This is a genomic window from Sphingopyxis sp. YF1 (genome assembly GCF_022701295.1).
In the GTDB taxonomy this organism is placed as follows: Bacteria; Pseudomonadota; Alphaproteobacteria; order Sphingomonadales; family Sphingomonadaceae; genus Sphingopyxis.
The window spans coordinates 755,214-781,153 of record NZ_CP033204.1 but is presented as its reverse complement, the minus strand read 5'-3'; the positions used below and the strand labels follow the sequence as shown (position 1 = coordinate 781,153).

The following is a 25,940-nucleotide window of genomic DNA, read 5'->3' as shown; positions in this document are numbered from 1 at the left end:
AATGGCCGCGATGGGAAGCGATCTGTAGCTTTGGTTTATTCGACCAGCCGGAATTTCCGCGCTACGCGCCAGCCGACTGTCTTTGCCCACGCATAGCTCGGCCAGCGCGGGGGCATCGCGGGGTCGAGTCCCATGCGGCGCAGCGCCGCGTTGGCGGCGTGCGCTTCGGATTCGCGGTAACTCCATTCGCTGCGCCAAGTGATCGACAGCGAGATCGACGGCGCATCGCCGTTGGCGACGAAATGCGGCGCCATCACGGGCATCAGCACCGCGTCGCCCGGCGCCAGCGGCACGCGCTGCTGCCCGCCTTCGAACCCGTCCTGCCACGGCAGGTTGCGGTGCCCGCCCGTGTGATAGCGCTCGTGTTCGACGCGGTGCGCGAAGCGTTCGTCGCCCGCGGGCCAGACGTTCATCACCTTGGTCCCGCGCAGCTGGAGCAGGATATTATGTTCGGGATCGAAGTGGAACGGCGTGATCGATCCCGGCGACGAGATGAAGATGAAGCCCTGCGGCGTCAGCATCGCGCCGGTGCGCGGTTCGACGACGGGCTCCAACTCGCCGAGCAGCCGCATCAGCAGGTCGCGGTACGGCGCTTCGGTCTCGATATTCTTGAGCACCGCCCAGCTGCGGTTCGCGTCGATCGTGCGGATCGTCTCGCCGATCGACAGCCCGTTCGATGGCACGTCCTCGGGCGCGATCCCGACGGGCAGGTCGCCGGGATTATATTCGACCTGCGCCGCGGGCAGGCCCTCGCCCAGCACCGCCAGCGCGTCGAGCGACAGCAGCGGATGGTCGGGCAGCCGGTGGTGGAGCAGCCCGGCCTCGCGCGGATAGAGCCGCGCCATCGCCGCCAGCGTATCGGGCGAAAAGACGGGGCGGTCGATGATGGCGTGGGCGGTCATGGCTGATCCTGATCCTCGATACTGTCGGGCCCGGCGCGCTTCCAGCGATGCCAGAGCCGCTCGGCCCTTTTGAGCGCGTTGAAACGAAACCGGTCGCCCGCGCCGCCCAGCGGCACATTTGTCCACACCAGCGCGCGGCGTTCGCGCCACACGCTGTCGATCATCGGGTGCCCCGGCGCGGCGCAGCTGTCGATCCACGCGATACGCGCGTCGCCCAGCAGGTCGAGGTTCGCCTGCTGGAGCAGGACCCCGGGCGAGAAACGCGCATAATCCTCGTCGAACGCGGTCTTGAACGAAAAGCCCCCGGGCACGCACAGGAAATTGACGAGCATCGCCAGCGGCCGGCCGTCGAGGTCGAGCGCGCGCATGTCGAGCTTGCCCGCGGCCGCGGCGCCCGCGACGATCGCGCGGAACCAGGCCTCGGTATCACCATGGCTCGCAAGCGCCGATCCGGCGCGCCCCTTCCAGCCGCGCGCCTCGAGATCGAGGAAGGCGTCGATCCACGGCTCGATCGCGTCGTCCGCGGCCCAGCGCCGAAACGCGACCGCCCCCTGTTCGGCGAGCCGGTTCGCCTGCCGCCGCAGTTCCTTGCGCTTCTTTCCGCGCACCGCGGCGTCCCAATAATCGGCCGGCGACAGCGCGCTGTCGAGCAGCGCGCGTTCCTCGCGATGGACCACCGCCGCATCGCCGCCCCGCCCGCGCGCCACGTCGGTCAGCGCGCGGTGCAACGGTCCGTCGGCGGTGAGCCGCGGCACATGCAGCATGGTCCGCGCCCAGGGCGCCGCGTCGCACCAGCCGAGCAGGATCGACCAGAACAGGCTTTCGGTCCCGGCGCGGACGAGCGGTGCGCCATGGAAATGATTGGGATGCGCCCAGCCTGTGACGTGACGCAGCGGCAGCGGCCCGTAGCGCGCCGCGGCCGCGAGCGGCATCACTCCGATCAGCGGTCCGTCCGCCCCGCCCTGTACCATCACCAGCCGCGCATGCCGCTCGGGATCGAGCAGGTGCAGCGCCGACTGCAGGCACCAGCGCTCGACGAAGGGATTGGGCTCGCTCGCCTCGGCCGCGAGCGCATCCCACGCCGCGGCGAGCGGCGGCGACAGCGCGAGCGGATCGACCACGCGCACCGCGATCGGCGCGGCGGGCGCGAGTCCGTCAACGGGAAAGGCGGGATGCACCGTCATTGCGGACCAGCCTAGCACCGAGGAGTTAAAATGAGGTGGCGATTCCAACCGGTGCCGTCCTTGCGACCCCCGCGCGGCGGCGCGCGAAGGTCGTGGCATGCTGGCGGAGTAGACCGGAAGCGGCAAGTCCGCTCCTCCCTGTGGCGAAGCCATGGGGAGGTGGCAGCGCGCAGCGCTGACGGAGGGGCGAAGGACGCGCCGTTGCGGCCCCTCCACCACCGCCTGCGGCGGCGGTCCCCCTCCCCATCGCTATGCGACAGGGAGGATTGGCGGAAAGCGACCGGTTGCCGCCGCTCTTCTCCCCTCCCGCTTGCGGGAGGGGTCGGGGGTGGGCAGCGGCGTCGCGATGGCCCACCCCGCTGCGGCTAGCCAGCAAGCTGGCAAGCCTCGCTGCCCCTCCCGCACGCGGGAGGGGAAACCGGTTCGTCGCTCAATCGGCAGCTCCCCACCCCGAAACCGCCACCGTCCCACGACGCCGCCGGGCCATCCCCGCGCGGCGCCGCTAGATCTCGAACAGCTTCGTCAGCGACTTTTCGAGCATGAAAAATTGCCAGATCAGCCGCCCATGGTCGCGGCGGCCCGACTGGTGCGCGGCGACGATGCGTTCGATTTCGGCCATGTCGAACCAGCCCGACCGCGCAAGCGTCGACGAGGTCGCCAGCGCCCTTGCCTGCTCGATCAGCGGCCCGCGAAACCAGTGCGACACCGGCGTCACGAACCCCATCTTGGGGCGATAGAGGATGTCGTGCGGCAGGTAACGCTCCATCGCCTGCTTCATGATCGCCTTGCCCGTGCCGCCCTTGACGCGCATCGACGCCGGCAGCGACGCGGCGAATTCGACCAGCCGGTAGTCGAGCAAAGGCTCGCGCACCTCAAGGCTCACCGCCATGCTCATCCGGTCGGTCTTGGTCAGGATGTCGCCGGGCAGCCAGATCATCATGTCGGCATATTGCGCGCGGTCGAGCGCCTCGCGCGCGGGCGCCTCGGCCATCGCCTTCCAGTAGCGCGCTTCGGCGACATGATCGCCCAGCGCCCGTTTCGCGGCGCCGTTGAACAATCGCGCGCGCTGCGCGGGGCCGGTCACGCCGACCGCCTCGGCATAGCCTTCGGCGCCGCTCTTCGACAGGCTGGCGAGCGTCGCGCGCGCGCGCAGCGGACGCGGGGCCCAGTCCATCTGCGGCCAGACCCTGGCGAGCGGCCCGAGGATATTCCGCCGCAGCACCCCGGGGATCAACCCGCGCAACCGCTCTTCCTGATGCTGGAATACCAGCCGGCGATATCCCGCGAACGCTTCGTCGGCGCCGTCGCCCGACAGCGCCACCGTCACCTCCTCGCGCGCGAGCTCGCACACGCGGTACGTCGGCAGCGCACTCGCGTCGGCAAAGGGCTCGTCGAACATGTCGGCGATGCGGTCGATCAGGTCGAAATCGCTCGCCGCGACGGTCCGCGTGCGGTGATCGGTGGCAAAACGTTCGGCGACCATCTGCGCATGGGCCGTCTCGTCGAGCGCCGCCTGGTCGAAGCCGATGGTGCAGGTTTTGACCGCCTTGCTGCTCGCCTCTGCCATCAGCGCGACGACCGCGCTCGAATCGACCCCGCCCGACAAAAAGGCGCCGAGCGGCACGTCAGCGACCATGCGGTCGGTCACCGCGGCGCGCATCAGATGCACCAGATGCTCGGCCGCCTCGCCTTCCGAAGCCCGGATGCGCTTCGAAAAATCGGGCGCCCACCACCGTGTCGGCCGGGGCATCGGCTTGCCGCGTTCGAGCAGCAGATAATGACCCGCGGGCAATTTCTCGACCCCCGCGACGATGCAATTGTCGTCGGGAACATAGCCCAGCGCGAGGAAATCCTCGACCGCCGACAGATTGGCCTCCTGCCGCAGCAGCGGGTGGCGCAGCAGGCCCTTGAGCTCGGAGGCGAAAGCCACCGACCCGTCGGACAGTCGCGCATGGTGCAGTGGCTTCACCCCCAGCCGGTCGCGCGCGAGGAACAGGCAACCGCGCCGGTGGTCGTGGATCGCAAAGGCGAACATGCCGTTGAGCCGCGGCAGGCAGTCGACGCCCCATTGCCGCCACGCCGCGACGATCACCTCGGTATCGCCGCTGGTCCGGAAACGGTGGCCGCGGTCCTCAAGCTCGCTCCGCAACTCGCGGAAATTATAGATCTCGCCGTTGAAGCTGATCGTCACCGCTTCGTCGTCGCTCGCCATCGGCTGCGGACTGCCCTCGATGTCGATGATCGACAGGCGCAAATGGCCGAGCCCGACGCCGGGCGCGGTCCAGGTGCCGCTGCCGTCGGGGCCGCGATGTCCCATCGGGTGGAGCATCGCGCGCAGCCGCGCGGGATCGACCGGCTTGGCCGTGTCCAGATGATAAAGACCCGCGATCCCGCACATATAGCGACCGCTCTTAACGCGTTTCGAGCGCGCGGTCAGCCATCACCTGCGCTCCGCCCGACGCGGAAACGAAATCGCCGATCGCTTGTACGCCCCCCTGTCCCTGTTCGCTCGACACGATCAGCGACAGCGCGCGCGGATCGCCGCCGAGCAGCCGCGCCTTCAATCCCGCGATCTTCGCGCGGCGCGGATCGCCGGTCGCGACGCCGTCGACGACATAGAAGGTTGCGGCATCGCGCAGCACGGGCCCCGGATGGAGCAGCCGTTCGGTCCGCCCGCCGTCGACGCCGGCGAGCCGCGCGCTCCATGCCCAGCCGCCGCCGGTATCGACCGCCCCCTGCCCGAAAGCGACGACCTCGCGCCCCTCGGCCTGGCGTTCATAGCCGCCGATCGCGACCGTCACCCGGCGCCCTTTCGCATCGACGAAATGGCGCAGCGTCACGCGGTCGGCGCCGTCGAAACGCGGTGTCCAGCGCACCCCGTCGGCCAGCGTTTCGCGCCAGCCCGCGGGCGTCGCGACCTCGATCGTCGCCGCGAGCGGCGCGTCGCGCCCGCCGACCAGCCCCGCCCACGCGGCGAACAGCAGCGGCAGCGCGAGCGCGGCGGGCAGCACGACCTTCGCCGGGCCCGCGAAACGCGGCGTGCCGTGCAACCCCGCGAGGTCGACCGCGGCGTCGTTCGCCGGGCGGTCAAACCAGCGCTTCGCGACCAGCATCACCAGCAGGATGACGAGTCCGAAAAAGATCCAGCCGTAAAAGATATGGTCGATGCCGCCCGCCGCCTCGATCCCCCAGATCTCCGCCGCGACCATCGTCGCCCATGCGCGCAGCGCATTGGCGAGGATCGTCGTCACCAGCGCGAGCGCGACGAAAACGATCCGCCGCGTCCAGCTTTTGAAGCAGAGATGCGCCGCGAACACCGAGTAAGCGAGCATCGCGATCAGGAAATTGACCCCCGAACATTCCTCGGCGACCTCGAAAAAACCCGCCCGCGTAGTGATGAACACACCCTCCATCTGCGCCTCGAGCCCCGCGAGATGGAGCAGGACGATGCTGATATGCGCGGTGAAGGTCTGGAGCAAAGGCACCAGTTCTTCGCCGAAGGGCACAAGCAGCAGCGCATAGGCCAGCGGGAAGAGCAGCCCGCGCACGAGCCTTTCGCCCAGCGCCGCGCCGACCGCGCCCTGCAGCATCAGCACCAGCCCAAGCTGGCGGAACAGGCCGACGCCAGCCGCTTCACCGACGAGCCAGGTCAGTCCGCCCCCCGCGATCCAGAGCAGCGCGGGCGGCCACCACGCCGGCGCCAGCGTCCTGAGCAGCGGCACGCGCTGCGACACCAGCCAGCCGATCATCGGCACCATCAGCAGGCAGTGGGTAAAGGTCGAACTGTGCCACCAGATGCCCGCCATGTCGGCAGCGTCGCCATGAAAGATCGCGAGCAGCACGGTCCACAGTCCCGCCAGCGCGGCAAGGTGCCGCTGCCAGGCCGTCCACGCCTTCGGCGACCCGAGCCGGATCTTCGGCGCGCTCATGCCGCCAGCCCCAGCAGATCGGCGAGCGGCGCGAGCCGCGCGTCCCAGCCGTAGCGCGCGATCATCCGGTCGCGCGCCGCGCGCCCCATCGCCGCCGCCCGCGCACGGTCGTCGAACAATGACGCGGTCGCTGCCGCGATGCCCTCGGCGCCGTCGGCGACCAGCAGATGATCCCCCGGGGTCGCATCGATCCCCTCGGCGGCGGCGGCGCTCGCGACGACCGGACGCGCCATCGCCATCGCCTCGAGCAGCTTGTTCTGGATGCCGCGCGCGAGCAGCAGCGGCGCCACCACCACATCGGCCGCGGCGAGCCAGGGGCGCACGTCGGGCACCTCGCCCGTCACCGTGACGCCGGGCCGCGCGGCGAGCGCGCGCACCTCTTCGGTCGGCGCGCGCCCGACGATCACGAAGCGCGCATCGGGGTGGCGTTGCCGGAGCAGCGGCAGGATGTCGGCCGCGAACCAGCGCACCGCGTCGATATTGGGGCGATAATCCATCTGCCCGGTGAAGACCGCGAGCGGTCCCTCGCCCGCGCCGACCGGTTCGAACGGCAGCGCGGGGTCGAAACGCCCGGTGTCGATGCCGTTCTCGACCGCGCGCACCCGGTCGGCGTCGAGCCCGCTCCGTCCACGGAACAGCGCCGCCTCGGCCGCGCTGACGAACAGGCTCGCGTCGACGCGCGCCGCGACCTCGGCCTCGTAATCGGCGAGCACGCGCGCCTCGCGGGCGTGCACCCAGTGCAGCGGCTGGCGCCCGTCCTGCGCCGCATAGGTGGCGAATTTCGCCGAATCGACGTCGACGAAATCCATCACCACCGGGCCGTCGAAACCCGCGGGCAGATATTGCGCCATCTGCCCCGAAAAGGCGACGATATGCGTCACGTCGCCGCGGGCCAGCAACGCCGCGACATGGCGCGCCAATGCGGCGTTGCGGAACAGCCGGTTCGACACCGGCTCGCCGCGCAGCACCGCCTGCGCCAGCGCGACCGGACGCGAGGCGTTGCGCACCTCGACCGCCAGGCTTTTGCACAGCGGCGCCATCTTCGCGCGCGCGGCGGCCGCATCGCTCTCATTGTCGGCCAGCGCCGCGACATGCACCGGCGCCAGCTTCGCCAGCGCCTCGAACATGTGCCAGCTGCGGATGCGGTCGCCGCGGTCGGGCGGCCAGGGCGCGCGGTGCACCAGAAAGAGGATTTCGGCCATCGTCAGCCGAGGCCGCGCGCGATCAGCGGCCCGATGCGGTTCGCCGCCCACAGCGGCAGCTTTTTCCACAGGTCGACCTGAAGCCGGTATCGGGCGCTGTTGGGATTGGTGTCGCGCGGGCGTTCGCCCGGCGCGAGCCAGCGGGCATAGACGCGCGGTTCGGGTTCGAAACCCCAGTTCTTCTTGTAGGCGAAGGGGCCGGTGCCGAGCTTCGAGCGCCCGAAATCGAAGCGCGTGCAGCCGCGACCGCGCGCGTGGCGCATCAGCGCATAATACATCAGCTCGTTCGCGCGCAGCCCGCGCGCGGCGAAGGTGCCGCCGCCCCAATAGGGCATCACCACGCCGCGCCAGTAGAGGCTGAGCACGCTTGCCACGACGCGCCCGTCATGGCGCACCTCGAGGATGTCGGCAGCGTCGCCAAAGGCATCGAGCACGTGCGAAAACAAGGCCTTGGGAAAGACCGGCGTGCCGAGGTTGCGGACGCTCTCGGCATAGACGGCATGGTGGGCAGCGCGCACGGCGGCGTCACGTCCGGTCGTCACCGTCAGCCCGCCCGCCAGCGCCTTGCGCACCTCGGCGCGCTGCTTGCGCGGGATCGCGAGCAGTTCGGCCTCGTCGTCGGCGGCGAGGTCGCGCGCAAAGCCGGCATAAACCCCCTCCTCGCGAGTCCAGCCCGTGCCGGTGGGCACCGCGCCGCCGCGCAGTTCGACCGACGGCACGCCGAGCGAGGCGGCCATCGCCGCCGCGCCCTCGGCGAGCGTCGCGGCCACCGCTGGATCGTCGGCGAGCAGCCCGCCGTCGACCGCGAAGCCGCTGCCGACGAGCGCCTGCCCGAACAGCGGCGAGCGGACGTGGTGGAGCGGCAACAAGCCGGTCAGCACCCCGGTCGCGTCGCGCGCGGTGATCAGGTGACAGCGATGACCGGTGGCGCGGGTGATCGCCTCGCACCACGCACGGCTGTGAAAGGGCGTCGCCTGCGGATGCGCGGCGACATAGGCATCCCACGCCGCGGCATCGGACAGGGGCGCACCGGCGAAATCCGGCCGCGGCGAAAGCGTCGGGGCATTCACGCCGCGGCTTGCCAGGGCATGGCGCGCTGCCGCTGCGCTGGAAGCAGCGCGTCGGCGCGTGTCCATTCGAAATCGCCGAGCAGTTTGCGAAGCTTGCCCGCCATCGCCGACAGGCCGCTGTAATGGCGGAACTTCGACCGGAGCGGCGCGTCGGCGACGCGCGGCTGGCCGGGGTCGATTTCCCACGGATGGAAATAGAGGATCGCGGGATGCCCCTCGGCGTTCATCCTCCCGATCGCCCAGCGCGTGAAGCCATAGGGCAGGAGCCGCATGAAACCGCCGCCGCCCGCCGCGAGCGTGCGCCCCGCAAAGCGCGCGGTGGTTACCGGCCATTCGACGAGATCGCTGTCGGCGAGCGGTCGCCACGCGTGGCGCGGGCTGGCGGGCCAGCCATAATGATCGTGCACGACCGGCGCGACGCTCGACGAATAGGCATAGCCCTGTTCGGCGAGCACCGCATGCGCCCAGGGGGTGCGGTGATCGACCGAGAAGCTCGGCGCGCGATAGCCGCGCACCGCGACCCCGCCCAGATCCTCGAGGATTGCCTGCGTCTTTTGGAGGTCGGCAGCGAATTCGGCGGCGCTCATCTGGAACACGCGCTTGTGGTCATATCCGTGGCTTGCGAGTTCGTGCCCCGCATCGACGATCCGCCGGATCAGCGCCGGATAGCGTTCGGCGACCCAGCCCAGCGTGAAAAAGGTGCCGCGCACCCCGGCGTCGGCAAAAATCTGCAACACCGCGTCGCTGTTCGCCTCGACCCGGCATTCGAGCGCCGGCCAGTCGGCACGGTCGATCGTGCGCTCAAAGGCGCCGACCTGGAACCAGTCCTCGACATCGACCGACAGGCCGTTCTGCATCATCCCTCACCTTCATCGACCGGTTCCGCACACGCAGGAGGTCGCCGTCAGGCGGCCCAGCCCTGCGTCAGCGTCGGATCGGGCGCATTCGCCGGATCGCGTTCGACCCAATCGATCAGCAAATCAAGTACGCGGCGCAGCGCGAGGTCCTGTTCGGCGATCCGCGCCTCGAGCCCCGCGATCTGGCGCTGCAACGCGACCAGCTGGGCATCGTCGGCCGGGGGCGCGGCTGGTGCCGGTTCGGCGACGCTCGTTTCGGGCGCGGTTTCGCCGACAGCATCGACCGCCGGGGCATCGGATCCGGCCAAAGCTTCGACCCGTTCGAACGGCTCGTTGACCGCGGCGACCACCGGCTCCGGCGCCGGTTCTGGCGCGGCGGACGCGAGGCCGAGCTGCTCGGCGACGAGCGAGCGCGCCTCGACGAAGCTTGCTGGACCCCGCGCCAGCGGCATCGGCTCGGCCTCTTCGGGCATGCCCCAGCGCGCCAGCCGTTCGAGGCCGCGGACGGGTTCAGCCTCTGGCTCGGGTGCCGGTTCATGTACCAGTTCGGGCGCCGCGAAGGGCGGCGCATCGCCGGCGACGGACACCGGATCGAAGCCCGCGGCTTCATGGTCGGGTTCGGCAGAGGCGGCCGGAGCGGGCCATTCGAGCGGTGCCTCGGCGTCGGCCTCGACCACCAGTTCGAGCGGTTCTTCGGCAAAGGGATCGGCGACCGGCGCGGCCGGCGGCGTCGGCATACGGATAACGGCTTCGGGCACCGCGACGAGCGAGGCCACCGGCTTCGGCGGGGGCGGCACATGGGCCGGCGCGCTCGCGGCGGGCGCCGCGAAGACCGCTTCGGGGACCGGCGGCACCAGCGCCTTTTCGTCGAAGCCGCGGTCGGCCTCGACCTCGGCGACGACCGCGCGGACATGGTGGCCGGTGATGCGGTTCAATTGCTCGACCGCACCGAACAGCAGCAAGCGGCTGACGAGCACGTTCAATTTGCGCGGCACGCCTTCGCTATGATCGAAGATTTCCTCGAACGCGTCGGGGCTGAAGCTCGGATTGCCGGTCCAGCCGACCTTGCCGAGGCGGTGGAGGATATAGGGCTCGACCTCCTCGGGTTCCATCGGATCGAGGTGGTGCGTCGCAATCACGCGCTGGCGCAGCTGTTCGAGCGACGGCGAGTGAAACAGCGTCTGGCGGAATTCGGGCTGGCCGAGCAGGAAGATCTGCAGCAGCGAATGCCCGCCGAGCTGGAAGTTCGACAGCATGCGCAGCTCTTCGAGCGCCGAGATGGCGAGATTCTGCCCCTCGTCGACGATCAGCAGCGTGCGGCGACCGGCGCGCGCCTGTTCGCGCAGATATTGCTCCATCGAGCGCAGCAGTTCGGCCTTGCTCTCGCCTTCCCAGTCGAGCCCGAACTGTTCGGCGACGAGGCGGAGGAGGTCGTCGCCCTCGACCTGCGTCGACACCAGCTTGACCGCGGTCAGCCGGCTGGGGTCGATCGTGTTCATCAGATGGCCGACCAGCGTCGTCTTGCCCGCGCCGACGTCGCCGGTGATGACGATGAAGCCCTCGCCCTGCGCCAGCCCGTATCCGAGGTAGGACATCGCCTTGCGGTGGGTACCGCTTTCGAAATAGAAATTCGGATCGGGCGTCAGCTGGAACGGGCGTCCCGTAAAGCCGTAATATTGATCGTACATATCGTCTTCCCCGTTACCGGAAATTGTAGCGCAGAGCGAAGAGCGCCGATGCGATGAGCTGGCTGTTGAAGCCATCCTGGTCGAAGCTGGTGAGGTTCGCCGCCGCGCTGCCGGTCAGGCCGCGCCAGAAGCGCCGCGAGTAGACGACCGAGGCGCCGAGCGACTGCGCGTCGGACGCTGCGGGCGAGCCATTGTCGGCATAATTGTAGAAGGCGCTGATGCCGAGGTCGGACTGGGCATCGAGCTGGCGTCCGATGCTGGCGAAGAGATAATAATTCTCGTCGATCACGCCGTCGAGGTTCGCCAGTTCGCCGAGCGCGGGCATCAGCAGGCGGCGGCGGTCGTAGCCCGCGCCGATGCCATAGCTCCACCCGCCGACGCGCGACGAGAAGATCGCCTGGACACCGCGGTTGCGGAATTGCGCGCCGGTCGCGTTCGACAGCGCATTGTTGAGGCAGCCGCCGCCCTGCGCACCGAACTGGCAGCTGTTTATGCCGCCGTCGATCGGGTTGCGCGTCGGGTCGAACTGCGTCGGCAGCGCCGCGAGGCCCGACGACAGGCCGCGGCCGAAGCTCGACATCCCGTCATAGACGCCGACCTGGAACACCGTCGCGTGGTTGGGGCGGTAATAGAAACTGCCGGTGTAGATGGTATCGCCGTAACGGCGCCCGACGCGCGCGGTCAGCGAGGTGCGGCGGCTCGGCTGCCACATCACGCCCGCGTCCCAGATCAGCCCGTCGGTATCGAAGGACAATTGGCGCGGGCTCGACTTGTCGGTGATGAAGCGGCCGTTGGCGTCGCGCACCGGCACGCCGTTCGCGTCGACCACCGGGTCGCGCTGGCCGATCTCGATATCCTCGTAACCGACGCCGCCGAGCAATGCGACGGTCGGCCCGATCGGCACCGTCACGTCGGCGCGCGCATATTTGCCCTCGAACCTCTGGTCGAGCTGGCTCGCATCCTCGCGTTCGAAACCGCCCGACACCTGCCAGCCGAACGGCAGCTCGCCGGGCTTCTGGCCGATGCTGCCCCACAGGACATGGTTGGTCGAACTGTCGAAGATATCCTGCGACACCGCGCCGGGCAGCAGCAGCGGCGGGCTGTCGACCGACACCTTGTTATAGCCAAAGCGATAGCCCGCGCCGACGTCGAGCCCGCCGATGCGCCGCGCGAAGGTCGGTCCGGCGTAGATCGAATAGACGTCGGCGACGTTCGATCCATTGCCCAGGAAGATGTCGTCGTCGGCGCCCTGCCCGTCGGCGCGCGTGCGCGTCGCGAGCGCCCCGGCTTCGAGGTTGAGCCCGCGCACCAGTTCGTAGCGGCCGCGGACGAGTCCGCTCAGCGTGCTCGAATCGTCGAGCCCGCGCGATTCGCCGATGCGATATTCGTAGCGGACCGACGCCGCGATCTCGGCGCGGCGCGTCACGATCGCCGCGTCGACGCCCGCCGACAGCGTCGTATAGGTCAGCACGTCGCCGTCGTTCTTGAGGTCGGCGGACAGCACCTGCCCGACCTCCAGATAGGGGACGACATCGACCTTGCGCTGGCTGCGGCGTTCGCCGCGCGCGCGTTTGTCGCCGCCGTCCTTCGCGGCGGGTCCGGGCGCCGATGCCGCGCCGTCACCGCCCTCGGGACCCGAAAATTGCGCGTGCGCGCTCGTTGCGGTCCCCGCGAGCAGCAGCGCCGCGAGCGTCAGTGCGCCGCGATGGCGAATTCTGGTGCGCATCAGGACGCGCCTCCCTGTCCATAATAGGTGCCGAAGCGGCGGCCGCCCGGCGAGAATTTGACCCCGTTGAGGAGCAATTGGATGTGCGGGCACGCGCCCATCAGTCCGATCGCGTCGCGCAGCGAGCTTTCGAGCGTCGTGTCGGCGCGCACGACCATGATCAGCTGGCCGACGTGCCCCGCGAGCACCGCCGCGGGCGACGCGGCGAGCACCGGCGGCGAATCGAGGATCAGGATGCGCCCCGGCGCCCCCGCCTCGAGCTGCGCGAGCAGCGCCTCGGTGCGCGCCGAGGCGAGCAATTCGGTGTCGTGCATGTGCGCGGTACCGGCGGGCATCACCTTCAGCCCCGCGATGTCGGTCTGGATCAGGCAGTCGCCGAGCGGCAGGTGCGGATCGGCGAGCGCGTCCATCAGCCCCGGCCCGTCCTCGAGCCCCAGCGTCTCGATCACGCTCGGCTTGGCGATGTCGGCGTCGATCAGCAGCACGTCGTGATCGGCCTCAACCGCGAGGCTGAGCGCGAGGTTGACCGCCGAAAAGGTCTTGCCCTCGCCCGGGTTCGCCGAGGCGATCAGCACGCGGTGGCCGCGCGGCAGCAGCGGGCGGTTCGCGGTGCCGCCGAAATTGCGGATGATCTCGCGCTTCACGATGCGATATTCTTCGGAAATGCCGGTGACCGGTGCGCCGGGCACGATCATCCCGCGCGCGCCAAGCCGGTCGCGGTCGATCGTTCCCTGCCGCGCCGGCACCACGGCCGGCGCCGCCCGCGCGATATCCTTGCGCGGCGACGGTTTGACGGGCTCGACCACCGGCGCCGCCTCGACCACGGGGTCGAGGATTTCGGCCTCGGGCGCGGATTCGGCGGCGGACGGCGGCGGCGGCGCCTCGGCCTCGGGCGCGGCCTTCCTCTTGGTCTTCCGGCGCTCGGGCTCGGCCGGCAGGCTCGACAGGTCGATCGTCGGCGCACCCGCGGCGGGATCGGTGCCGAACATGTCGGCGGCGCGTTCGAGCAGCGATGGCGTCCGCTTGACGGGGCGATGTTCGTTCATTTTCTTGTCCTCCGTCACGCGACCATGCCGCGCTGGACGAATTCGGCGATCAGCAGCAGTACGAACAGCGCGACGAGCGCCCCGCTGCCGCCGGCAAGCCAGACGAGCTTCTTGCGGCGGTCGAGATGACGCTCGGGGGTCACCACCTCGGTGATCGAACCGATCACCGGCAGCCCGCTCGCACGTTCGAGCTTGGCCGCGGTCGCATAGCTGGTGCGCACCTGGCTGAGCGCGAAGGCCGCGCCGATGCCGCCGCCGATGCCGACGAGCAGCACCGCAGTGAGGAACAGCGGCCGGTTGGGCGCCGAGGGCGAGGTCGGCTTGGTCGGCGGATCGAGCAGCTCGATCTTGACCGCATCGGTCTCGGTCTGGACGTCGCCGCGGAGCCGCACCTGCTCGCGCTGTGCGAGCAGCCGGTCGTACTGCGCCTTGAGCGCGGTATATTCGCCGTTGATGCGTTCATATTCGGCGGCAACGCCGGGATTCTGGATCTGCGCCGAAGTGATCTGCGCGATGTCGCCGGTGAGCTGCGCCTTGCGCGACGACAGCGCGGTCACGGTCGCCTGGCGTTCGGCGCGCATCGCCTGCAGCGTCGCATAGGCGGGGTTCTGGGCGTTGCCGCCGCCCCCGCCGCCGGTGCCCTCGCGGTCGGCCATGGCCTTCAGCGACGCGATCTGGCTTTTCAGCGCGACGACGTCGGGATGCGCGTCGGTCAGCCCGCGCGCGCGCATCGACGACAGTTCGGCCTGCGCGCCCGCGAGCTGCTGGCGCGCGACCCCGCCGCCGGTGGCGCCGAGACCGGGAACGTTGATCGTCGCCGGGGTCTGCGCCATCTGGCCGTTCGCCGCCGCGAGCGCGCCTTGCGCCGCGGCGAGCTGGGTCTCGATCTGGCCGAGTTCGGCGCGCGCCTGGTCGATGCGCTGGCCGGGCGAGCCGCTGCCGCTCGCGATCAGGCCGATATTCTTCGCCTCGAAGGCGGCGCGGCGCGCCTCGACCTCGCCGAGCGCCTTTTCGCGGCCGGCGAGCTGGCTGTCGAGGAACTTCAGCCCCTCGCGCGCGGTCATCCGGCCGCCGCGAAGCTGTTCGTCGCGGAACACGGTGATCAGGCTGTCGAGCACCCCCGAGGCGAGCTTGGCATTGTCGGCATCCGACAGGCTGCCGACGCCGATGCTCGACGTGATCTCGAAGATATTGTCCTGCTGCGGCACGACCTTGATATTCTTTTGCAGCATCGCGACCGCGCCCGCCTTTTCGCGGTCGCTCGCACCCGCGGGGATCATGCCCGTGGTCACCGCGACCTTCTCGAGGTTGCGCGCGCTGGTCAGCGTCTCGCGAATCTGGTCGATGCGCGCACGGTCGGCATAGGGGCCCGACTGCGCATCGGCGGGGATGATCTCGTTGATGTCGACGAGCAGGCGGGCGCGCGAATCATAGCGGTTGGGGATCGAGGCGATCGCCAGCCAGCCGAGGATGCAGATGCCCCATGCGACGGCGAGCACCAGCCAGCGGCGCGTCCAGACGCTGTGCAGCGCCACCCGGAATTCGTCGTAAAGGCCGTTCATCGTCTGGGTTCAGTCCTTGGCAGGTCGGGGGTCGCTGGCGCCGCGCGGCGTCAGAACATGCTTTCGGGGATGATGATGACGTCGCCCGGCTGGAGCCGGACGTTCGCCTTGACGTCGCCGCGCTTGATCAGGTCGTTGAGCCGCAGCGCATATTCCTGCTGCTTGCCGCTTCCCTTGTCGTAACGCACGAGGCGCGCCTTGTTGCCCGCGGCATATTCGCCGAGCCCGCCGACCGCAATCATTGCGTCGAGCACCGTCATATTGGCGCGGAACGGGATCGAGGCGGGCTTTTCGGTCGCGCCGACGACGCGTACCTGCTGCGAAAAGGTACTGTTGAAGCTCGTCACGATCACGCTGACGATCGGGTCGGTGATATATTGGCTGAGCTGGAGCTTGATGTCCTGCTGGAGCATCGTCGGGGTCTTGCCGACCGCGGGCATGTCGGTGATCAGCGGCGTGGTGATGCGGCCATCGGGGCGCACCTGCACCTTGCCGCCGAGTTCGGGGTTGCGCCACACGAAGATCTGGAGCTCGTCGAGCGGGCCGATGATATATTCCTCACCCGGGCCTTCCTGATTGGCGACAAAGGACGCGCTCGGCAGCTGCGGCGCATTGCCGGGGCCGCCCATGCAGCCGGCAAGCGCGGTCGCGGCGATGCCCGAAATCAGGGCCACGCGCGCAGCGCGAATGGCGGGGAAGGACGTCATATCAAATCACCTTTCCTGCGGCAGGGGTGTCGTTGCGGGCTAAGTACCTACAACAACAGCCAATGCGTCAGGGTCCGCCATGACGGAAAAGGGTAAACATACCGTTAGTAGTCCAGAGTCTTTGGCCCGGCCTTGTCGCGACATGTCCTGTTTCGGGACATAATTTCCCGTCTCAGACGAGCATCTCGCGTGCCGGCCCCTGCCCGAGGAAGGCCGAGGGACTCGCGCTCGCACCATAGGCCCCCGCCTGGAAGATCGCGACAAGGTCGCCGACCGCGCCGTGTGGCAGCGCCACCTGGTCGCCGAGGCGATCCAGCGGCGTGCAGAGGCAGCCGACCACCGAGACCGTTTCGACCGGCTCGACGCCGAAGCGGCCCGCGAGCGCGATCGGATAGTTGCGGCGGATCACGGTGCCGAAATTGCCGCTCGCCGCCAGCTGGTGGTGAAGCCCGCCGTCGGTGACGAGGAAGGTCTCGCCGTGGCTGGTTTTGCGGTCGACGATGCGGGTCAGATAGACCCCCGCCTCGGCGACCAGCCAGCGCCCCAGTTCCATCGCAAAGCGGCTGGCGCCGAGCACCGCATCGCGCGCGCCGAGCGTTTCGCCGAGCGCATCGCCGACCGCGGCGGCATCGACCGCGACGTCGCCCGGGAAATAGGGCACGCCCATGCCGCCGCCGAGATTGACCAGCGGCGGCACCGCACCCGCCTCGTTCGCGAGCCGCGCCGCGAGCGCCACCGTCTGCGCTTGCGTGTCGGCGATCGCCGCGGCGTCGAGCGCCTGCGATCCGGCAAAAATATGGAAGCCCTGCCAGTCGGCACCGGCGCCGCGCAGCCGTTTGACGAGCGCAGGCACTTGGGCGGCGTCGACCCCGAAAGGCTTCGCGCCGCCACCCATCTTCATGCCCGACCCTTTCAGGTCGAAATCGGGGTTCACGCGCACCGCGAGCCGCGGCGTCACCCCGAGCCGCGCGCCGATCGCCAGCGCGCGGTCGGCCTCGCCCGCCGATTCGAGATTGAGCGTCGCTCCCGCCGCGATCGCCGCTTCGAGTTCGCGGTCGCGCTTGCCGGGCCCGGCGAAGCTGACGTGCGCGGCCGTCATGCCGCTCGCGAGCGCCGCCTGAAGTTCGCCTCCCGACGCGACGTCGAAGCCGTCGACCATCGCCGCCATGTGCGCGAGCAGCGGGGTGTAGGGGTTCGCCTTCATCGCATAGTGAAGCTGGACCATATCGGGCATCGCGGCGCGCCATTGGGCGACGCGCGCGGTGAGCATGCGGCCGTCATAGACGAACAGCGGGGTGTCCCCCGCCTCCCCGGCGAGGGTATCGGCGCGCCGGCCGCCGATCAGCAGCATGCCGCCCTCATCGGCGACGAAGCCGGGCGGGATCGGACCGTGCGGTTTCATGACGGGGCTTTCCATTCGGCGGCAATCGCGACGCGATCGAGCTTGCCATTGGGTCCTCGCGGCAGCTCGGCCCGCCATTCGATTGCCTGCGGCTGCATGAAATTGGGGAGGTTCTGCTTCATATGGGCCGCCAGCGCTTCGGGATCGGCGCCGGCCTTGCCGCGCACGATCAGAACGATCGCGGCGCCGAGCCGCGCGTCGGGCACCCCGAACGCCACCGCCTCGAATATTTCGCCCGACGCGACCGCGACATCCTCGACCTCGGTGGGGCTGACGCGATTGCCGGCGGTCTTGATCATCGCATCGTCGCGCCCGACGAAATAGAGGAGATGGTTGGCGTCGCGGCGTACCGTGTCGCCCGACCATACCGCCGTGCCGCCATAGTGCGACGCGCGTGGCGCAGGCCGGAAGCGCTCTGCGGTGCGTGCGGGATCGCGCCAATAGCCCTGCGCGACCAGCGGGCCGCAGTGGACGAGTTCGCCCGGTTCCTCGTCGGCGGTGATCGTCCCGTCGGCGCGGCACACCAGGATTTCGGCGTGCGGGATCGCGCGCCCCATCGAGGTCGGATGGTCGGCGACGAATTTGGGATCGAGGAAGGTCGAACGGAACGCCTCGGTCAGCCCGTACATCGGATAGATGGCAGCGTTCGGAAAGGTCGTGCGCATCGCGTCGATCAGCGACGGGGTCAGCGCGCCGCCGCTGTTGGTGAGGCGCTTGAGGTGCGCCGCCACCTCGGCGGGCCAGTCGCTTTCGACGAGTTGCACCCACAGCGGCGGCACGCCGGCCAGCGTCGTCGCGCGGTGGCGCGCGACCGCCTTTACGACGTCGCGCGGGGTCAGATAGTCGAGCGGCGCGACCGCCCCTCCCGCATGCCAGGTCGAAAGCAGCTGGTTCTGCCCATAGTCGAAGCTCAGCGGCAGCACGCCGAGCACGCGGTCGTCGGGCGCGATCTTCAGGTAGGAGGCGACGCTTTCCGCCCCGAGCCACAGGTTGGCGTGGCTCAGCATCACCCCCTTCGGCCGGCCGGTCGAACCGCTGGTGTAGAGAATCGCGGCAAGATCGTCGGGCCCGGCGCCGGACGGCGGCAGCCCCTGCCCGACCGAATCGATCACCTCTTCGGCGACTTTCAGTTCCTGCACGGCACAGGCCTCGGGCAGGTCGCCGCCGAGCGTATCGGCGCGCGCCGCGTTGGTGATCAGCAGTTTCGCCCCGCTGTCGGCCAGGATATGCGCGACCTGCGCGCCCTTGAGCAGCGGGTTGACCGGCACATGGATCAGCCCCGCCCGCGCCGCCGCGAGCGGCATCAGGCACGCGAGGCGCGTCTTCGCGCTCCAGCTCGCGACGCGCTCGCCGGGCGCGCCGGCCATTTCGAGCAGCCACGCCGCCAGCCGCCCGACCCCGGCATCAAGCTCGGCATAGGTCGTAACGCGATCGCCGATCAACAGCGCCGGCGCGCCGGCGGCGCCGCACAGGGCGAGATGGTCGATCGGACGCGAGGGCGGATTCGGATTTTCGGTCATTGGCTGTTAGTCATGTGGTGATAGAGCGCTACCCCATGCAAGGGAACGGTGAAGATCGCGCTAATGATGAACGCCTGCCCGCCGGCGCGCGCGCGGCGGGCTTCGCGTCGCCGTTCGACCGCGGCGAATGGTTCGACCTGCTCGATGCGCACGGTTTTGCGGGCGAGGATCGCCACGATGCCCACGCGACGGTCGGTGCCGCGACCGCGTGGCTGCCGCTCCGCCGCGATCGCGCGGGACAGTATAGCGGCCTTGCCAACTGGTACAGTTTCGCGATCCGGCCGCTGTTCACCGGCCCGGCGCATCCCGGCGAGCGCGGCGCGGCGTTGCGCGCGCTCTTCGCAGGCCTGCGCAAGCGCGCCGCGCGGCTGACGCTCTATCCGGTGCCCGAAACCGAAGGTGTGCACGGCGACCTCGTGATCGCACTGCGCAAGGCGGGGTGGTGGGTCGAGGCGACCCCGGCGGGCGACCGTCACTGGCTCGACCTCGCGGGCATGACGCACGACCAGTGGTGGGAAAGCCGGCCCGGCGCACTCAAGAACACCGTCCGGCGCAAGGCGAAGAAGGGCGTGGTCGATATCCAGCTGCTCACCGCCTTCGATCCCGGCAGCTGGGCCGCCTATGAACGAATCTATGCCGCGAGCTGGAAGCCCGATGAAGGGCACCCCGCGCTGCTGCGTGCCTTTGCCGAGCACGAAAGCGCGCGCGGCACGCTCCGCATGGGGATCGCGCGGATCGAGGGCATCCCGGTCGCCGCGCAATATTGGACGGTCGAGGACGGCACCGCCTTCATTCACAAGCTGGCGCATGTCGAGGACAGTCTGAAGGCCTCGCCCGGAACGCTGCTGTCGGCCGCGCTGTTCCGTCATGTGATCGAGGTCGACGGCGTCGCGCGCGTCGATTTCGGCACCGGCAACGACGGGTACAAGAAGGACTGGATGAACCGCCACGAGCGGCTGTGGCGATTGGAGGCTTTCAATCCGTCGCGCATCGCGGCATGGGGGCCCGCGATAAAGGCTTTTGCGCGCTCGAAGCTGGGGCGCGAGTGAGGACGAAATGACCGATACTGCCGCCACCCCCGCCGCTTCGGGCGTCGACGCCACGCTCCGCGCGCTGCTCGCCGACATATTGGGCCTCGGCGAAGCCCGCGCCGCTGCGCTGACCGAGGACAGCGGCCTGTTCGGCGAACTGCCCGAATTCGATTCGATGGCGGTCGCGACCGTGCTGACCGAAATGGAGGATCGCCTCGGCATCATCATCGACGACGACGAGATCGACGGCGAGATTTTCGAGACCTATGGCAATCTGCTGGCCTTCTCGCTGCGCAAAGTGACCGACTGAGGGCTTTTGGACCGGGCGCCTTCCTTCCCTCCGTTCGCCCTGAGCTTGTCGAAGGGCCGTTCTTTTCTTTCTGACGCTGAAAGGAAGAAGGACGGTCCTTCGACAAGCTCAGGACAAACGGGCGAGGATCTGCAGCGTTGAGCGGCAGCGCGATGCCCGAACATATCCTCCGTATCGCTCCCGCGGGCGCGCCGCGCGCGACCGTGCTGGTCGTCCCGCCCTTGTTCGAGGAAGCGAACCGCACGCGCCGCACGCTGGTGCTCGCGATGCGCGCGCTCGCCGCGCGCGGCTTCGCCGCAGCGATGCCCGACCTCCCCGGGCAGAACGAGAGCCTCGTCGCGCTGGAAAGCGTCGATCTCGGCATGTGGCAAAATGCCCTCGCCGAGCGTGCGGCCGCCATCGACGGCCCCCTCCTCGTCGCGTCGGTGCGCGGCGGCGCGCTCATCGACCATCGGATCAAGGCCGCGGGCTGGTGGCGGCTGGCGCCGGCCGGCGGCGCATCGCTGCTCCGCACCCTGCTGCGCGCACGGGTCTCGGCCGACCGCGAGGCGGGCGCGACCTCGTCGCTCGAAAGCCTGACCGAAACGGCGAAGACCGCGCCGCTGCTGCTCGCCGGCAATCGCCTGTCGCCCGCGATGATCGCACAGCTCGGCAGCGCCGAGGTACAACCCGTCGAACCTCTGCGCACCCTCGCGCTCGGCGCCGACGGCATCGTGGGCACGCCCTTGTGGCTGCGCGCCGAACCCGGCGAGGACGCCGCGATGGCGGAGGCGATCGCCGACGACATCGCGACCTGGAGCACCGCATGCGGCGCCACCTGAGCTTCGCCTGCGACGGCGCCGCGCTCGCCGCGACGCTCGACGACGCGCCCGGCTCCACGGGGCTCCTCATCGTGTCGGGCGGCAACGAGATTCGCAGCGGCGCACACCGCGGCATGGCGATGCTGGCTCAGCGCGTCGCCGCGGCGGGGCACCCGGTCTTCCGCTTCGACCGGCGCGGGATCGGCGACAGCGAGGGCGGCAATGGCGGTTACCGGTCGAGCGGCCCCGACATCGCGGCGGCGATCGCGGCGTTCCGCGACGCCGCACCGCACGTCGCGCGCATCGCCGCCTTCGGCAATTGCGACGCCGCGAGCGCATTGCTGCTGCACCAGCCGCTCGCACTCGATGCGCTGATCCTCGCCAATCCCTGGACCTATGCGGATGACGGCGGCGGCGAGGCGGCGGACGAACCCGCACTGCCCCCCGTCTCGGCGATCCGCGCGCGTTACCTGTCGCGGCTGAAAGACCCCAGAAGCCTGCTCAGGCTGCTGAAGGGCGAGATCGATGTCCGCAAACTCGCGCGCGGCCTGTCAGCGATGGGCAAAAGAAGCACCGAACCGGCCGCCGGCAGCCTTGCCGGAGACCTCGACGCGGCGCTGGCCGGGCTGCGCCGCCCGGCGACGATCCTGCTCGCGACCGGCGACCGCACCGCGCAAGCGTTCATGGAGACACTCGCGGCACCCCTTGCCCGCATCGAGGCGAACCCGGGGACGCTCCGCGTCGAGCGGCTCGCAAGCTCCTCGCACAGCTTTGCCGGCGACGATAGCGAATGGCTGGCAACGCGGATAATCGCCGCTCTCGAATAATCGTCCTCGCGAGGGCGAGGTTGGTTACGCCTCCACCAGCGCCTTATATTCGGCCTCGGCAAGGAAGCGTTCGGCGTCGAGCGCCGCCATGCAGCCCATGCCCGCCGCGGTCACCGCCTGGCGATAGACCTTGTCGGTGACGTCGCCCGCGGCGAAGACGCCGGGGATGCTGGTCAGCGACGTGCCCGGCGTCACCTGCAGATAGCCGTCGGCGTCGAGCGGCAGCTTGCCCTTGAACAGTTCGGTCGAGGGGCTGTGGCCGATCGCGACGAAGCCGCCGTCGGTCGGCTCGTGGCTCGCCGCACCGGTGACGGTGTCGACCAGGTCGACCCCGACCAGCCCCGACACGCCCTCGCCCGCGACGAAACGCTCGACGCGCTTGTTCCACAAGACCTTGATCTTCGGGTTGGCGAACAGCCGGTCCTGCAGGATCTTTTCGGCGCGCAAATGATCACGGCGGTGGATCAGCGTCACATCGTCGCTGTGGTTGGTCAGGTACAGCGCCTCCTCGACCGCGGTGTTGCCGCCGCCGATCACCACGACCTTCTTGCCGCGATAGAAGAAGCCGTCGCACGTGGCGCACGCCGACACGCCCTTGCCGCCGAGTTCCTGCTCGCCCTCGACGCCCAGCCATTTGGCCTGCGCGCCCGTCGCAATCACCAGCGTTTCGGCCAGATAGACGTCGCCGCCGTCGCCGGTCAGCCTGAACGGGCGCTGCGACACATCGACGTCGACGATCGTGTCCCAGATCATCGTCGTGCCGACATGCGTCGCCTGCGCGGTCATCTGTTCCATCAGCCAGGGGCCCTGGATCACTTCGGCGAAACCCGGGTAATTCTCGACATCGGTGGTGATGGTCAGCTGGCCGCCGGGCTGGAGCCCCTGCACGACGATCGGCTTCATCCCCGCACGCGCGGCATAGATGGCGGCCGACAGCCCCGCGGGGCCCGAGCCGAGGATGAGCATCTTGGTTTCGTGCGTGGTGGGCATGGTGATCCTTCGCTGGCGTGGTGCGCCTAAATGGGTGTTGCCAACCGCGCTAGCAAGGGACAGGCTGTGCGCCAAGGGGGAGCCGATGAAAGAGGATAGCGCCGCCGACGACCAGGCGGCACCGGCGCGACGCGGCGAACGCTGGCCGCTCGTGACGGCATTCATCGCCGCGCTCGCGGTCGCCCTCGGCGTCTATCTGCTGATCGAGGTCGGGATGGGCGGCGCGGTCGGCTATACGCTGCTGGTCGTGCTGCCGGCCGCCCTGTCGGCCTTCGTCGCCTGGGTCGGCAGCCTGCGGCGAAACTGGGCGCGCTCGACCTATTTTCTCGTCCCCGTGTGGCTCGGCGGCGGCATGACCGCGATCGGCATGGTCTTCCTGCGCGAAGGCGTGATCTGCGTGCTGATGGTGCTGCCGCTGTGGCTGCTGTTCGGCATGCTCGGCGTGTGGCCCGTGTACCTCTATCGCCAACGCCGCAACCGGGCCGACAGCACGATCTTTCGCGCCAACGCGCTGCTGCTTCTGCCGTTCCTCGCGCTCGTCGTCGATCAGCAGGTCGCGCCGCCGCGCGACAGCTACGTCGTCACGCGCGCGATCATCGTCGAGGCTTCGGCGGCGCAGAGCTGGGACGCGCTGCTCGCGATTCCTGCGATCGCGCCGGGCGAAGGCCGCTGGACCTTCAGCCAGAGCGTGCTGCGCCTGCCCCGCCCGGTCGAATCGTCGCTCGCCGGCCGCGGCGTGGGTGCCGTCCGCGACGCGCGCTGGCAGGACGATATCCGCTTTCAGGAAATCGTCACCGACTGGCACCCGGGCCGCGAGATCGCCTGGCGCTTTGCGTTTCCCGATCCGTCGATCCATCGGCGCACCGACCGCCACATCAACCCGGACAGCCGCCAGTTGCGGATCGAACGCGGCGGCTATCGCCTGATCCCGATGGCGGATGGCCGGACACGGATCGAACTGTGGACGCGCTATCGCATGGCGACGCCCGTCAACGCCTATGCCGCGATGTGGGGCGAACAAATTCTCGGCGACATCCAGGCGAACGTCCTCGCCATCGTCGCTGCACGGCTGAGGAGCGAACATGGCTAGCTGGTGGGAAAGACACGGCGTACCGCGGCTGATCAAATGCGCCTGTTCGCAGGGGCAGATCATGAAGGCGCGCAGCAAGGTCGTGCCGCACGCCGCGGGCGACATACTCGAGCTCGGCTGCGGCGGCGGGATCAACATGGAATTCTATGACCGCAACCGCGTCAGGAGCTTCACCGGGCTCGACCCCTCGCCCGAACTGCTCGAAATGAGCCGCGCGGCGGCGCAAGCGCACGGGATCGACGCCGACATTCAGGGCGGCGTGGGCGAGGCGATGCCGTTCGGCGACGGTCAGTTCGACACCGTCGTCACCACCTTCACCCTCTGCTCGGTCGCCGAGCAGGCGGCGGTGCTGTCCGAAATCCGCCGCGTGCTAAAACCCGGCGGCACCGCGCTCTTCCTCGAACATGGCGGTGCGCCCGACGCCGGGGTCGCCAAGTGGCAACGGCGGATCGAGCCCATCTGGAAACGCATCGGCGGCAATTGCCATCTCACCCGGCCGATTTCGGATGCCTATGCCGCCGCGGGCTTCGCGGTCGAGCGACAGGGCGCGCTGTACATGCCCAAGACCCCCCGCCCCTTCGGCTGGGTCGAATATGGCGCCGCGCGGGCGAACTGAAGCCCAGCGCGTACCGCCAGCGGAGCGCGACCGGTCTCGACCGATAGCGGACTTAGATCCTCCCTGTGGCCGCAGGCTATGGGGAGGGGGACCGCTCGCGCAGCGAGTGGTGGAGGGGCCGCAAGGTCGCGCGACGCCGGACGGCGCCGGCCCCTCCGTCAGCGCTGCGCGCTGCCACCTCCCCATTGCTGCGCGACAGGGAGGATTGGCGGAATGCGACCGTTAGTCGCCGCTAGAGATGTGCACCCCGGCGAAAGCCGGGGCCCAGAATGCCGACACGAACCCGGCGTGTTTCTACACTGGACCCCGGCTTTCGCCGGGGCGCACGGAGGACTCGATTCGGTCGTGTTCCGTCATCCCGGCGAAGGCCGGGATCCCGCCCTGCAAGCCATGATGCACCGGTGAGATCCCGGCCTTCGCCGGGATGACGACTGGAAATGGACGCGATCCGCTTCTCACCCCGACGCGACGCTCTTCTGCAAATAGGCCTTTCCTATATTATCCGGCTATGCCGGCCTCCGTCCGGCTCGTTCATTTGGCGGACAAAAGCGGTCGCTGCCCGGCTCGCCGATGCGACCGCGCCGGGCGCGTCCAGCCCGGGGCAAGGCTCAAATCGGCGGGCGCACAGGGCTGAACTTACCTGAACTTTGAAAATGCCGCGCGGCGCTTGCCCCGACCGGCTTCAACCCGGACGACGACAGAGGGCCATGGCGGTTTACCATCCCGGAGCCGCCGCTATTCCTTCTCACCCACCTCGACCAGCCCGTGCCCGACGCTGACGCGCTCGTCGAAGACGAAGCAGCTGCCGTGCCAGCGGCTTGCCGCCTCGGGCACCTGTTCGAGATAGGCGAGGATGCCGCCTTTCAGGTGGACGACATCGTCGACGCCTTCGCTGCGGAGATAGGCGGTCGACTTTTCGCAGCGGATGCCGCCGGTGCAGAACATCGCGACACGCTTGCCCGCAAATTCGGCGGCATGGTCGCGCCACCAGCCGGGGAAGTCGCCGAAGCTCTTCGTCTGCGGATTGATCGCACCGTCGAAGCTGCCGTAGCCGACCTCGAAGCCGTTGCGCGTGTCGATCACCACGGTGTCGGGATCGGCGATCACCGCGTTCCAGTCGGCGGGGGCGACATAGCGGCCGACGTCGCGCGACGGATCGATGCCGGGCACCTTCATCGTCACGATCTCCTTCTTCAGCCGCACCTTGAGCCGCTGGAAGGGCATGGCGGCGGCGGCCGAATATTTGACGTCGAGATCGGCGCACCCGGGCAGCGCGCGGATGTGTGCGACCACCGCCGCGATTCCCGCCTCGGGCCCGGCGATCGTGCCGTTGACGCCCTCGCGCGCGAGCAGGAGCGTGCCTTTGACACCCTGCGCCGCACACAGATCGAGCAAGGGCTGACGCAGCGCAGCGGGATCGTCGAAGGGCGCGAATTTATAGAGGGCAGCGACGGTGAAGGTCATGATCGGCGCCCTTTAGC

The 25,940-nt window shown here is 69.4% G+C and carries 21 protein-coding genes and 1 pseudogene; 6 read left to right on the top strand and 16 right to left on the bottom strand.

Annotation, left to right across the window (positions count from 1 at the left end):
* Positions 1-35 precede the first annotated feature (35 nt).
* The 14 genes and pseudogenes from EAO27_RS03820 to EAO27_RS03755 form a co-directional block, all read right to left on the bottom strand.
* Positions 36-902 (bottom strand): cupin-like domain-containing protein, encoded by an 867-nt coding sequence (locus EAO27_RS03820; RefSeq protein WP_242777271.1) that lies wholly within the window; start codon positions 900-902, stop codon positions 36-38.
* A complete protein-coding gene (locus tag EAO27_RS03815; protein ID WP_242777269.1) occupies positions 899-2,086 on the bottom strand; it encodes a GNAT family N-acetyltransferase in 1,188 nt (395 codons plus the stop codon). Before EAO27_RS03815 ends, EAO27_RS03820 begins: the two co-directional genes overlap by 4 nt.
* A gap of 502 nt (positions 2,087-2,588) precedes the next feature.
* Positions 2,589-4,484 carry an XrtA/PEP-CTERM system amidotransferase gene (locus tag EAO27_RS03810; RefSeq protein ID WP_242777267.1) on the bottom strand — a complete coding sequence of 632 codons (1,896 nt, stop codon included), beginning with the start codon at positions 4,482-4,484 and terminating at the stop codon, positions 2,589-2,591.
* Between the two features lie 13 nt (positions 4,485-4,497).
* Positions 4,498-6,015 (bottom strand): exosortase A, encoded by a 1,518-nt coding sequence (gene xrtA, locus EAO27_RS03805; RefSeq protein ID WP_242777265.1) that lies wholly within the window; start codon positions 6,013-6,015, stop codon positions 4,498-4,500.
* Complete coding sequence (locus EAO27_RS03800; RefSeq protein WP_242777262.1) at positions 6,012-7,217, bottom strand: TIGR03087 family PEP-CTERM/XrtA system glycosyltransferase; 1,206 nt, start codon at positions 7,215-7,217, stop codon at positions 6,012-6,014. Before EAO27_RS03800 ends, xrtA begins: the two co-directional genes overlap by 4 nt.
* 2 nt (positions 7,218-7,219) lie before the next feature.
* Positions 7,220-8,287, bottom strand: coding sequence for a FemAB family XrtA/PEP-CTERM system-associated protein (locus EAO27_RS03795; protein WP_242777260.1), 1,068 nt, complete (start codon positions 8,285-8,287; stop codon positions 7,220-7,222).
* Positions 8,284-9,144: an XrtA system polysaccharide deacetylase gene (locus EAO27_RS03790; protein WP_242780422.1), complete on the bottom strand. Its 861-nt coding sequence runs from the start codon at positions 9,142-9,144 to the stop codon at positions 8,284-8,286. Before EAO27_RS03790 ends, EAO27_RS03795 begins: the two co-directional genes overlap by 4 nt.
* 746 nt (positions 9,145-9,890) lie before the next feature.
* A pseudogene (locus tag EAO27_RS03785) lies at positions 9,891-10,832 on the bottom strand (XrtA/PEP-CTERM system-associated ATPase); the annotation flags it as partial.
* A gap of 13 nt (positions 10,833-10,845) precedes the next feature.
* Positions 10,846-12,558: a hypothetical protein gene (locus tag EAO27_RS03780; protein WP_242777258.1), complete on the bottom strand. Its 1,713-nt coding sequence runs from the start codon at positions 12,556-12,558 to the stop codon at positions 10,846-10,848.
* A complete protein-coding gene (locus EAO27_RS03775; RefSeq protein ID WP_242777256.1) occupies positions 12,558-13,604 on the bottom strand; it encodes a P-loop NTPase in 1,047 nt (348 codons plus the stop codon). The genes EAO27_RS03780 and EAO27_RS03775 overlap by 1 nt, the downstream gene beginning before the upstream one ends.
* A gap of 14 nt (positions 13,605-13,618) precedes the next feature.
* The gene (locus EAO27_RS03770) at positions 13,619-15,166 is read right to left on the bottom strand and encodes an XrtA system polysaccharide chain length determinant (RefSeq protein WP_242777254.1); all 1,548 of its coding nucleotides are present in this window, start codon (positions 15,164-15,166) and stop codon (positions 13,619-13,621) included.
* A 50-nt stretch (positions 15,167-15,216) separates the two neighbouring features.
* Entirely contained in the window at positions 15,217-15,873 is a 657-nt protein-coding gene (locus tag EAO27_RS03765) for an XrtA/PEP-CTERM system exopolysaccharide export protein (protein ID WP_242777251.1), read from the bottom strand.
* Between the two features lie 172 nt (positions 15,874-16,045).
* Entirely contained in the window at positions 16,046-17,275 is a 1,230-nt protein-coding gene (locus tag EAO27_RS03760) for a pyridoxal-dependent decarboxylase, exosortase A system-associated (RefSeq protein WP_242777249.1), read from the bottom strand.
* Positions 17,272-18,795 (bottom strand): acyl-CoA ligase (AMP-forming), exosortase A system-associated, encoded by a 1,524-nt coding sequence (locus EAO27_RS03755; RefSeq protein WP_242777247.1) that lies wholly within the window; start codon positions 18,793-18,795, stop codon positions 17,272-17,274. The genes EAO27_RS03760 and EAO27_RS03755 overlap by 4 nt, the downstream gene beginning before the upstream one ends.
* A 35-nt stretch (positions 18,796-18,830) precedes the next feature.
* On the opposite strand from EAO27_RS03755, the gene EAO27_RS03750 reads away from it, so the two are divergent.
* From EAO27_RS03750 to EAO27_RS03735, 4 genes are all read left to right on the top strand, one after another.
* Positions 18,831-19,844 (top strand): GNAT family N-acetyltransferase, encoded by a 1,014-nt coding sequence (locus EAO27_RS03750; protein ID WP_242777245.1) that lies wholly within the window; start codon positions 18,831-18,833, stop codon positions 19,842-19,844.
* Positions 19,845-19,851: 7 nt separating this feature from the next.
* A complete protein-coding gene (locus EAO27_RS03745) occupies positions 19,852-20,136 on the top strand; it encodes a phosphopantetheine-binding protein (protein WP_242777243.1) in 285 nt (94 codons plus the stop codon).
* A 137-nt stretch (positions 20,137-20,273) separates the two neighbouring features.
* The gene (locus EAO27_RS03740; protein ID WP_242777241.1) at positions 20,274-20,957 is read left to right on the top strand and encodes a hypothetical protein; all 684 of its coding nucleotides are present in this window, start codon (positions 20,274-20,276) and stop codon (positions 20,955-20,957) included.
* On the top strand, positions 20,942-21,763 hold the full coding sequence (locus tag EAO27_RS03735; RefSeq protein ID WP_242777239.1) for a hydrolase 1, exosortase A system-associated: 822 nt from the start codon (positions 20,942-20,944) through the stop codon (positions 21,761-21,763). The genes EAO27_RS03740 and EAO27_RS03735 overlap by 16 nt, the downstream gene beginning before the upstream one ends.
* A gap of 24 nt (positions 21,764-21,787) precedes the next feature.
* On the opposite strand, the gene trxB is transcribed toward EAO27_RS03735, so the two are convergent.
* On the bottom strand, positions 21,788-22,753 hold the full coding sequence (gene trxB, locus EAO27_RS03730) for a thioredoxin-disulfide reductase (protein WP_242777237.1): 966 nt from the start codon (positions 22,751-22,753) through the stop codon (positions 21,788-21,790).
* 85 nt (positions 22,754-22,838) lie between these two features.
* Here trxB and EAO27_RS03725 point away from each other — a divergent pair, with 85 nt between their 5' ends.
* On the top strand, positions 22,839-23,843 hold the full coding sequence (locus EAO27_RS03725) for an SRPBCC family protein (protein WP_242777235.1): 1,005 nt from the start codon (positions 22,839-22,841) through the stop codon (positions 23,841-23,843).
* Positions 23,836-24,459 carry a class I SAM-dependent methyltransferase gene (locus EAO27_RS03720; protein ID WP_242777233.1) on the top strand — a complete coding sequence of 208 codons (624 nt, stop codon included), beginning with the start codon at positions 23,836-23,838 and terminating at the stop codon, positions 24,457-24,459. The genes EAO27_RS03725 and EAO27_RS03720 overlap by 8 nt, the downstream gene beginning before the upstream one ends.
* A 735-nt stretch (positions 24,460-25,194) precedes the next feature.
* Here the strand turns inward: EAO27_RS03720 and EAO27_RS03715 are convergent.
* Positions 25,195-25,923 carry a rhodanese-related sulfurtransferase gene (locus tag EAO27_RS03715; protein WP_347567116.1) on the bottom strand — a complete coding sequence of 243 codons (729 nt, stop codon included), beginning with the start codon at positions 25,921-25,923 and terminating at the stop codon, positions 25,195-25,197.
* Between the last annotated feature and the right edge of the window lie 17 nt (positions 25,924-25,940).

Excerpts from the sequence above, each read along its gene's own strand:
- EAO27_RS03780 (WP_242777258.1), bottom strand. The coding sequence starts at position 12,558 with ATGCGCACCAGAATTCGCCATCGCGGCGCACTGACGCTCGCGGCGCTG.
- EAO27_RS03815 (WP_242777269.1), bottom strand. The coding sequence starts at position 2,086 with ATGACGGTGCATCCCGCCTTTCCCGTTGACGGACTCGCGCCCGCCGCG.
- EAO27_RS03720 (WP_242777233.1), top strand. The coding sequence starts at position 23,836 with ATGGCTAGCTGGTGGGAAAGACACGGCGTACCGCGGCTGATCAAATGC.
- xrtA (WP_242777265.1), bottom strand. The coding sequence starts at position 6,015 with ATGAGCGCGCCGAAGATCCGGCTCGGGTCGCCGAAGGCGTGGACGGCC.
- EAO27_RS03725 (WP_242777235.1), top strand. The coding sequence starts at position 22,839 with ATGAAAGAGGATAGCGCCGCCGACGACCAGGCGGCACCGGCGCGACGC.
- EAO27_RS03800 (WP_242777262.1), bottom strand. The coding sequence starts at position 7,217 with ATGGCCGAAATCCTCTTTCTGGTGCACCGCGCGCCCTGGCCGCCCGAC.
- EAO27_RS03735 (WP_242777239.1), top strand. The coding sequence starts at position 20,942 with ATGCGGCGCCACCTGAGCTTCGCCTGCGACGGCGCCGCGCTCGCCGCG.
- EAO27_RS03760 (WP_242777249.1), bottom strand. The coding sequence starts at position 17,275 with ATGAAACCGCACGGTCCGATCCCGCCCGGCTTCGTCGCCGATGAGGGC.
- EAO27_RS03755 (WP_242777247.1), bottom strand. The coding sequence starts at position 18,795 with ATGACCGAAAATCCGAATCCGCCCTCGCGTCCGATCGACCATCTCGCC.
- EAO27_RS03820 (WP_242777271.1), bottom strand. The coding sequence starts at position 902 with ATGACCGCCCACGCCATCATCGACCGCCCCGTCTTTTCGCCCGATACG.
- trxB (WP_242777237.1), bottom strand. The coding sequence starts at position 22,753 with ATGCCCACCACGCACGAAACCAAGATGCTCATCCTCGGCTCGGGCCCC.
- EAO27_RS03775 (WP_242777256.1), bottom strand. The coding sequence starts at position 13,604 with ATGAACGAACATCGCCCCGTCAAGCGGACGCCATCGCTGCTCGAACGC.
- EAO27_RS03770 (WP_242777254.1), bottom strand. The coding sequence starts at position 15,166 with ATGAACGGCCTTTACGACGAATTCCGGGTGGCGCTGCACAGCGTCTGG.
- EAO27_RS03765 (WP_242777251.1), bottom strand. The coding sequence starts at position 15,873 with ATGACGTCCTTCCCCGCCATTCGCGCTGCGCGCGTGGCCCTGATTTCG.
- EAO27_RS03750 (WP_242777245.1), top strand. The coding sequence starts at position 18,831 with ATGCAAGGGAACGGTGAAGATCGCGCTAATGATGAACGCCTGCCCGCC.
- EAO27_RS03745 (WP_242777243.1), top strand. The coding sequence starts at position 19,852 with ATGACCGATACTGCCGCCACCCCCGCCGCTTCGGGCGTCGACGCCACG.
- EAO27_RS03715 (WP_347567116.1), bottom strand. The coding sequence starts at position 25,923 with ATGACCTTCACCGTCGCTGCCCTCTATAAATTCGCGCCCTTCGACGAT.
- EAO27_RS03810 (WP_242777267.1), bottom strand. The coding sequence starts at position 4,484 with ATGTGCGGGATCGCGGGTCTTTATCATCTGGACACGGCCAAGCCGGTC.
- EAO27_RS03790 (WP_242780422.1), bottom strand. The coding sequence starts at position 9,144 with ATGCAGAACGGCCTGTCGGTCGATGTCGAGGACTGGTTCCAGGTCGGC.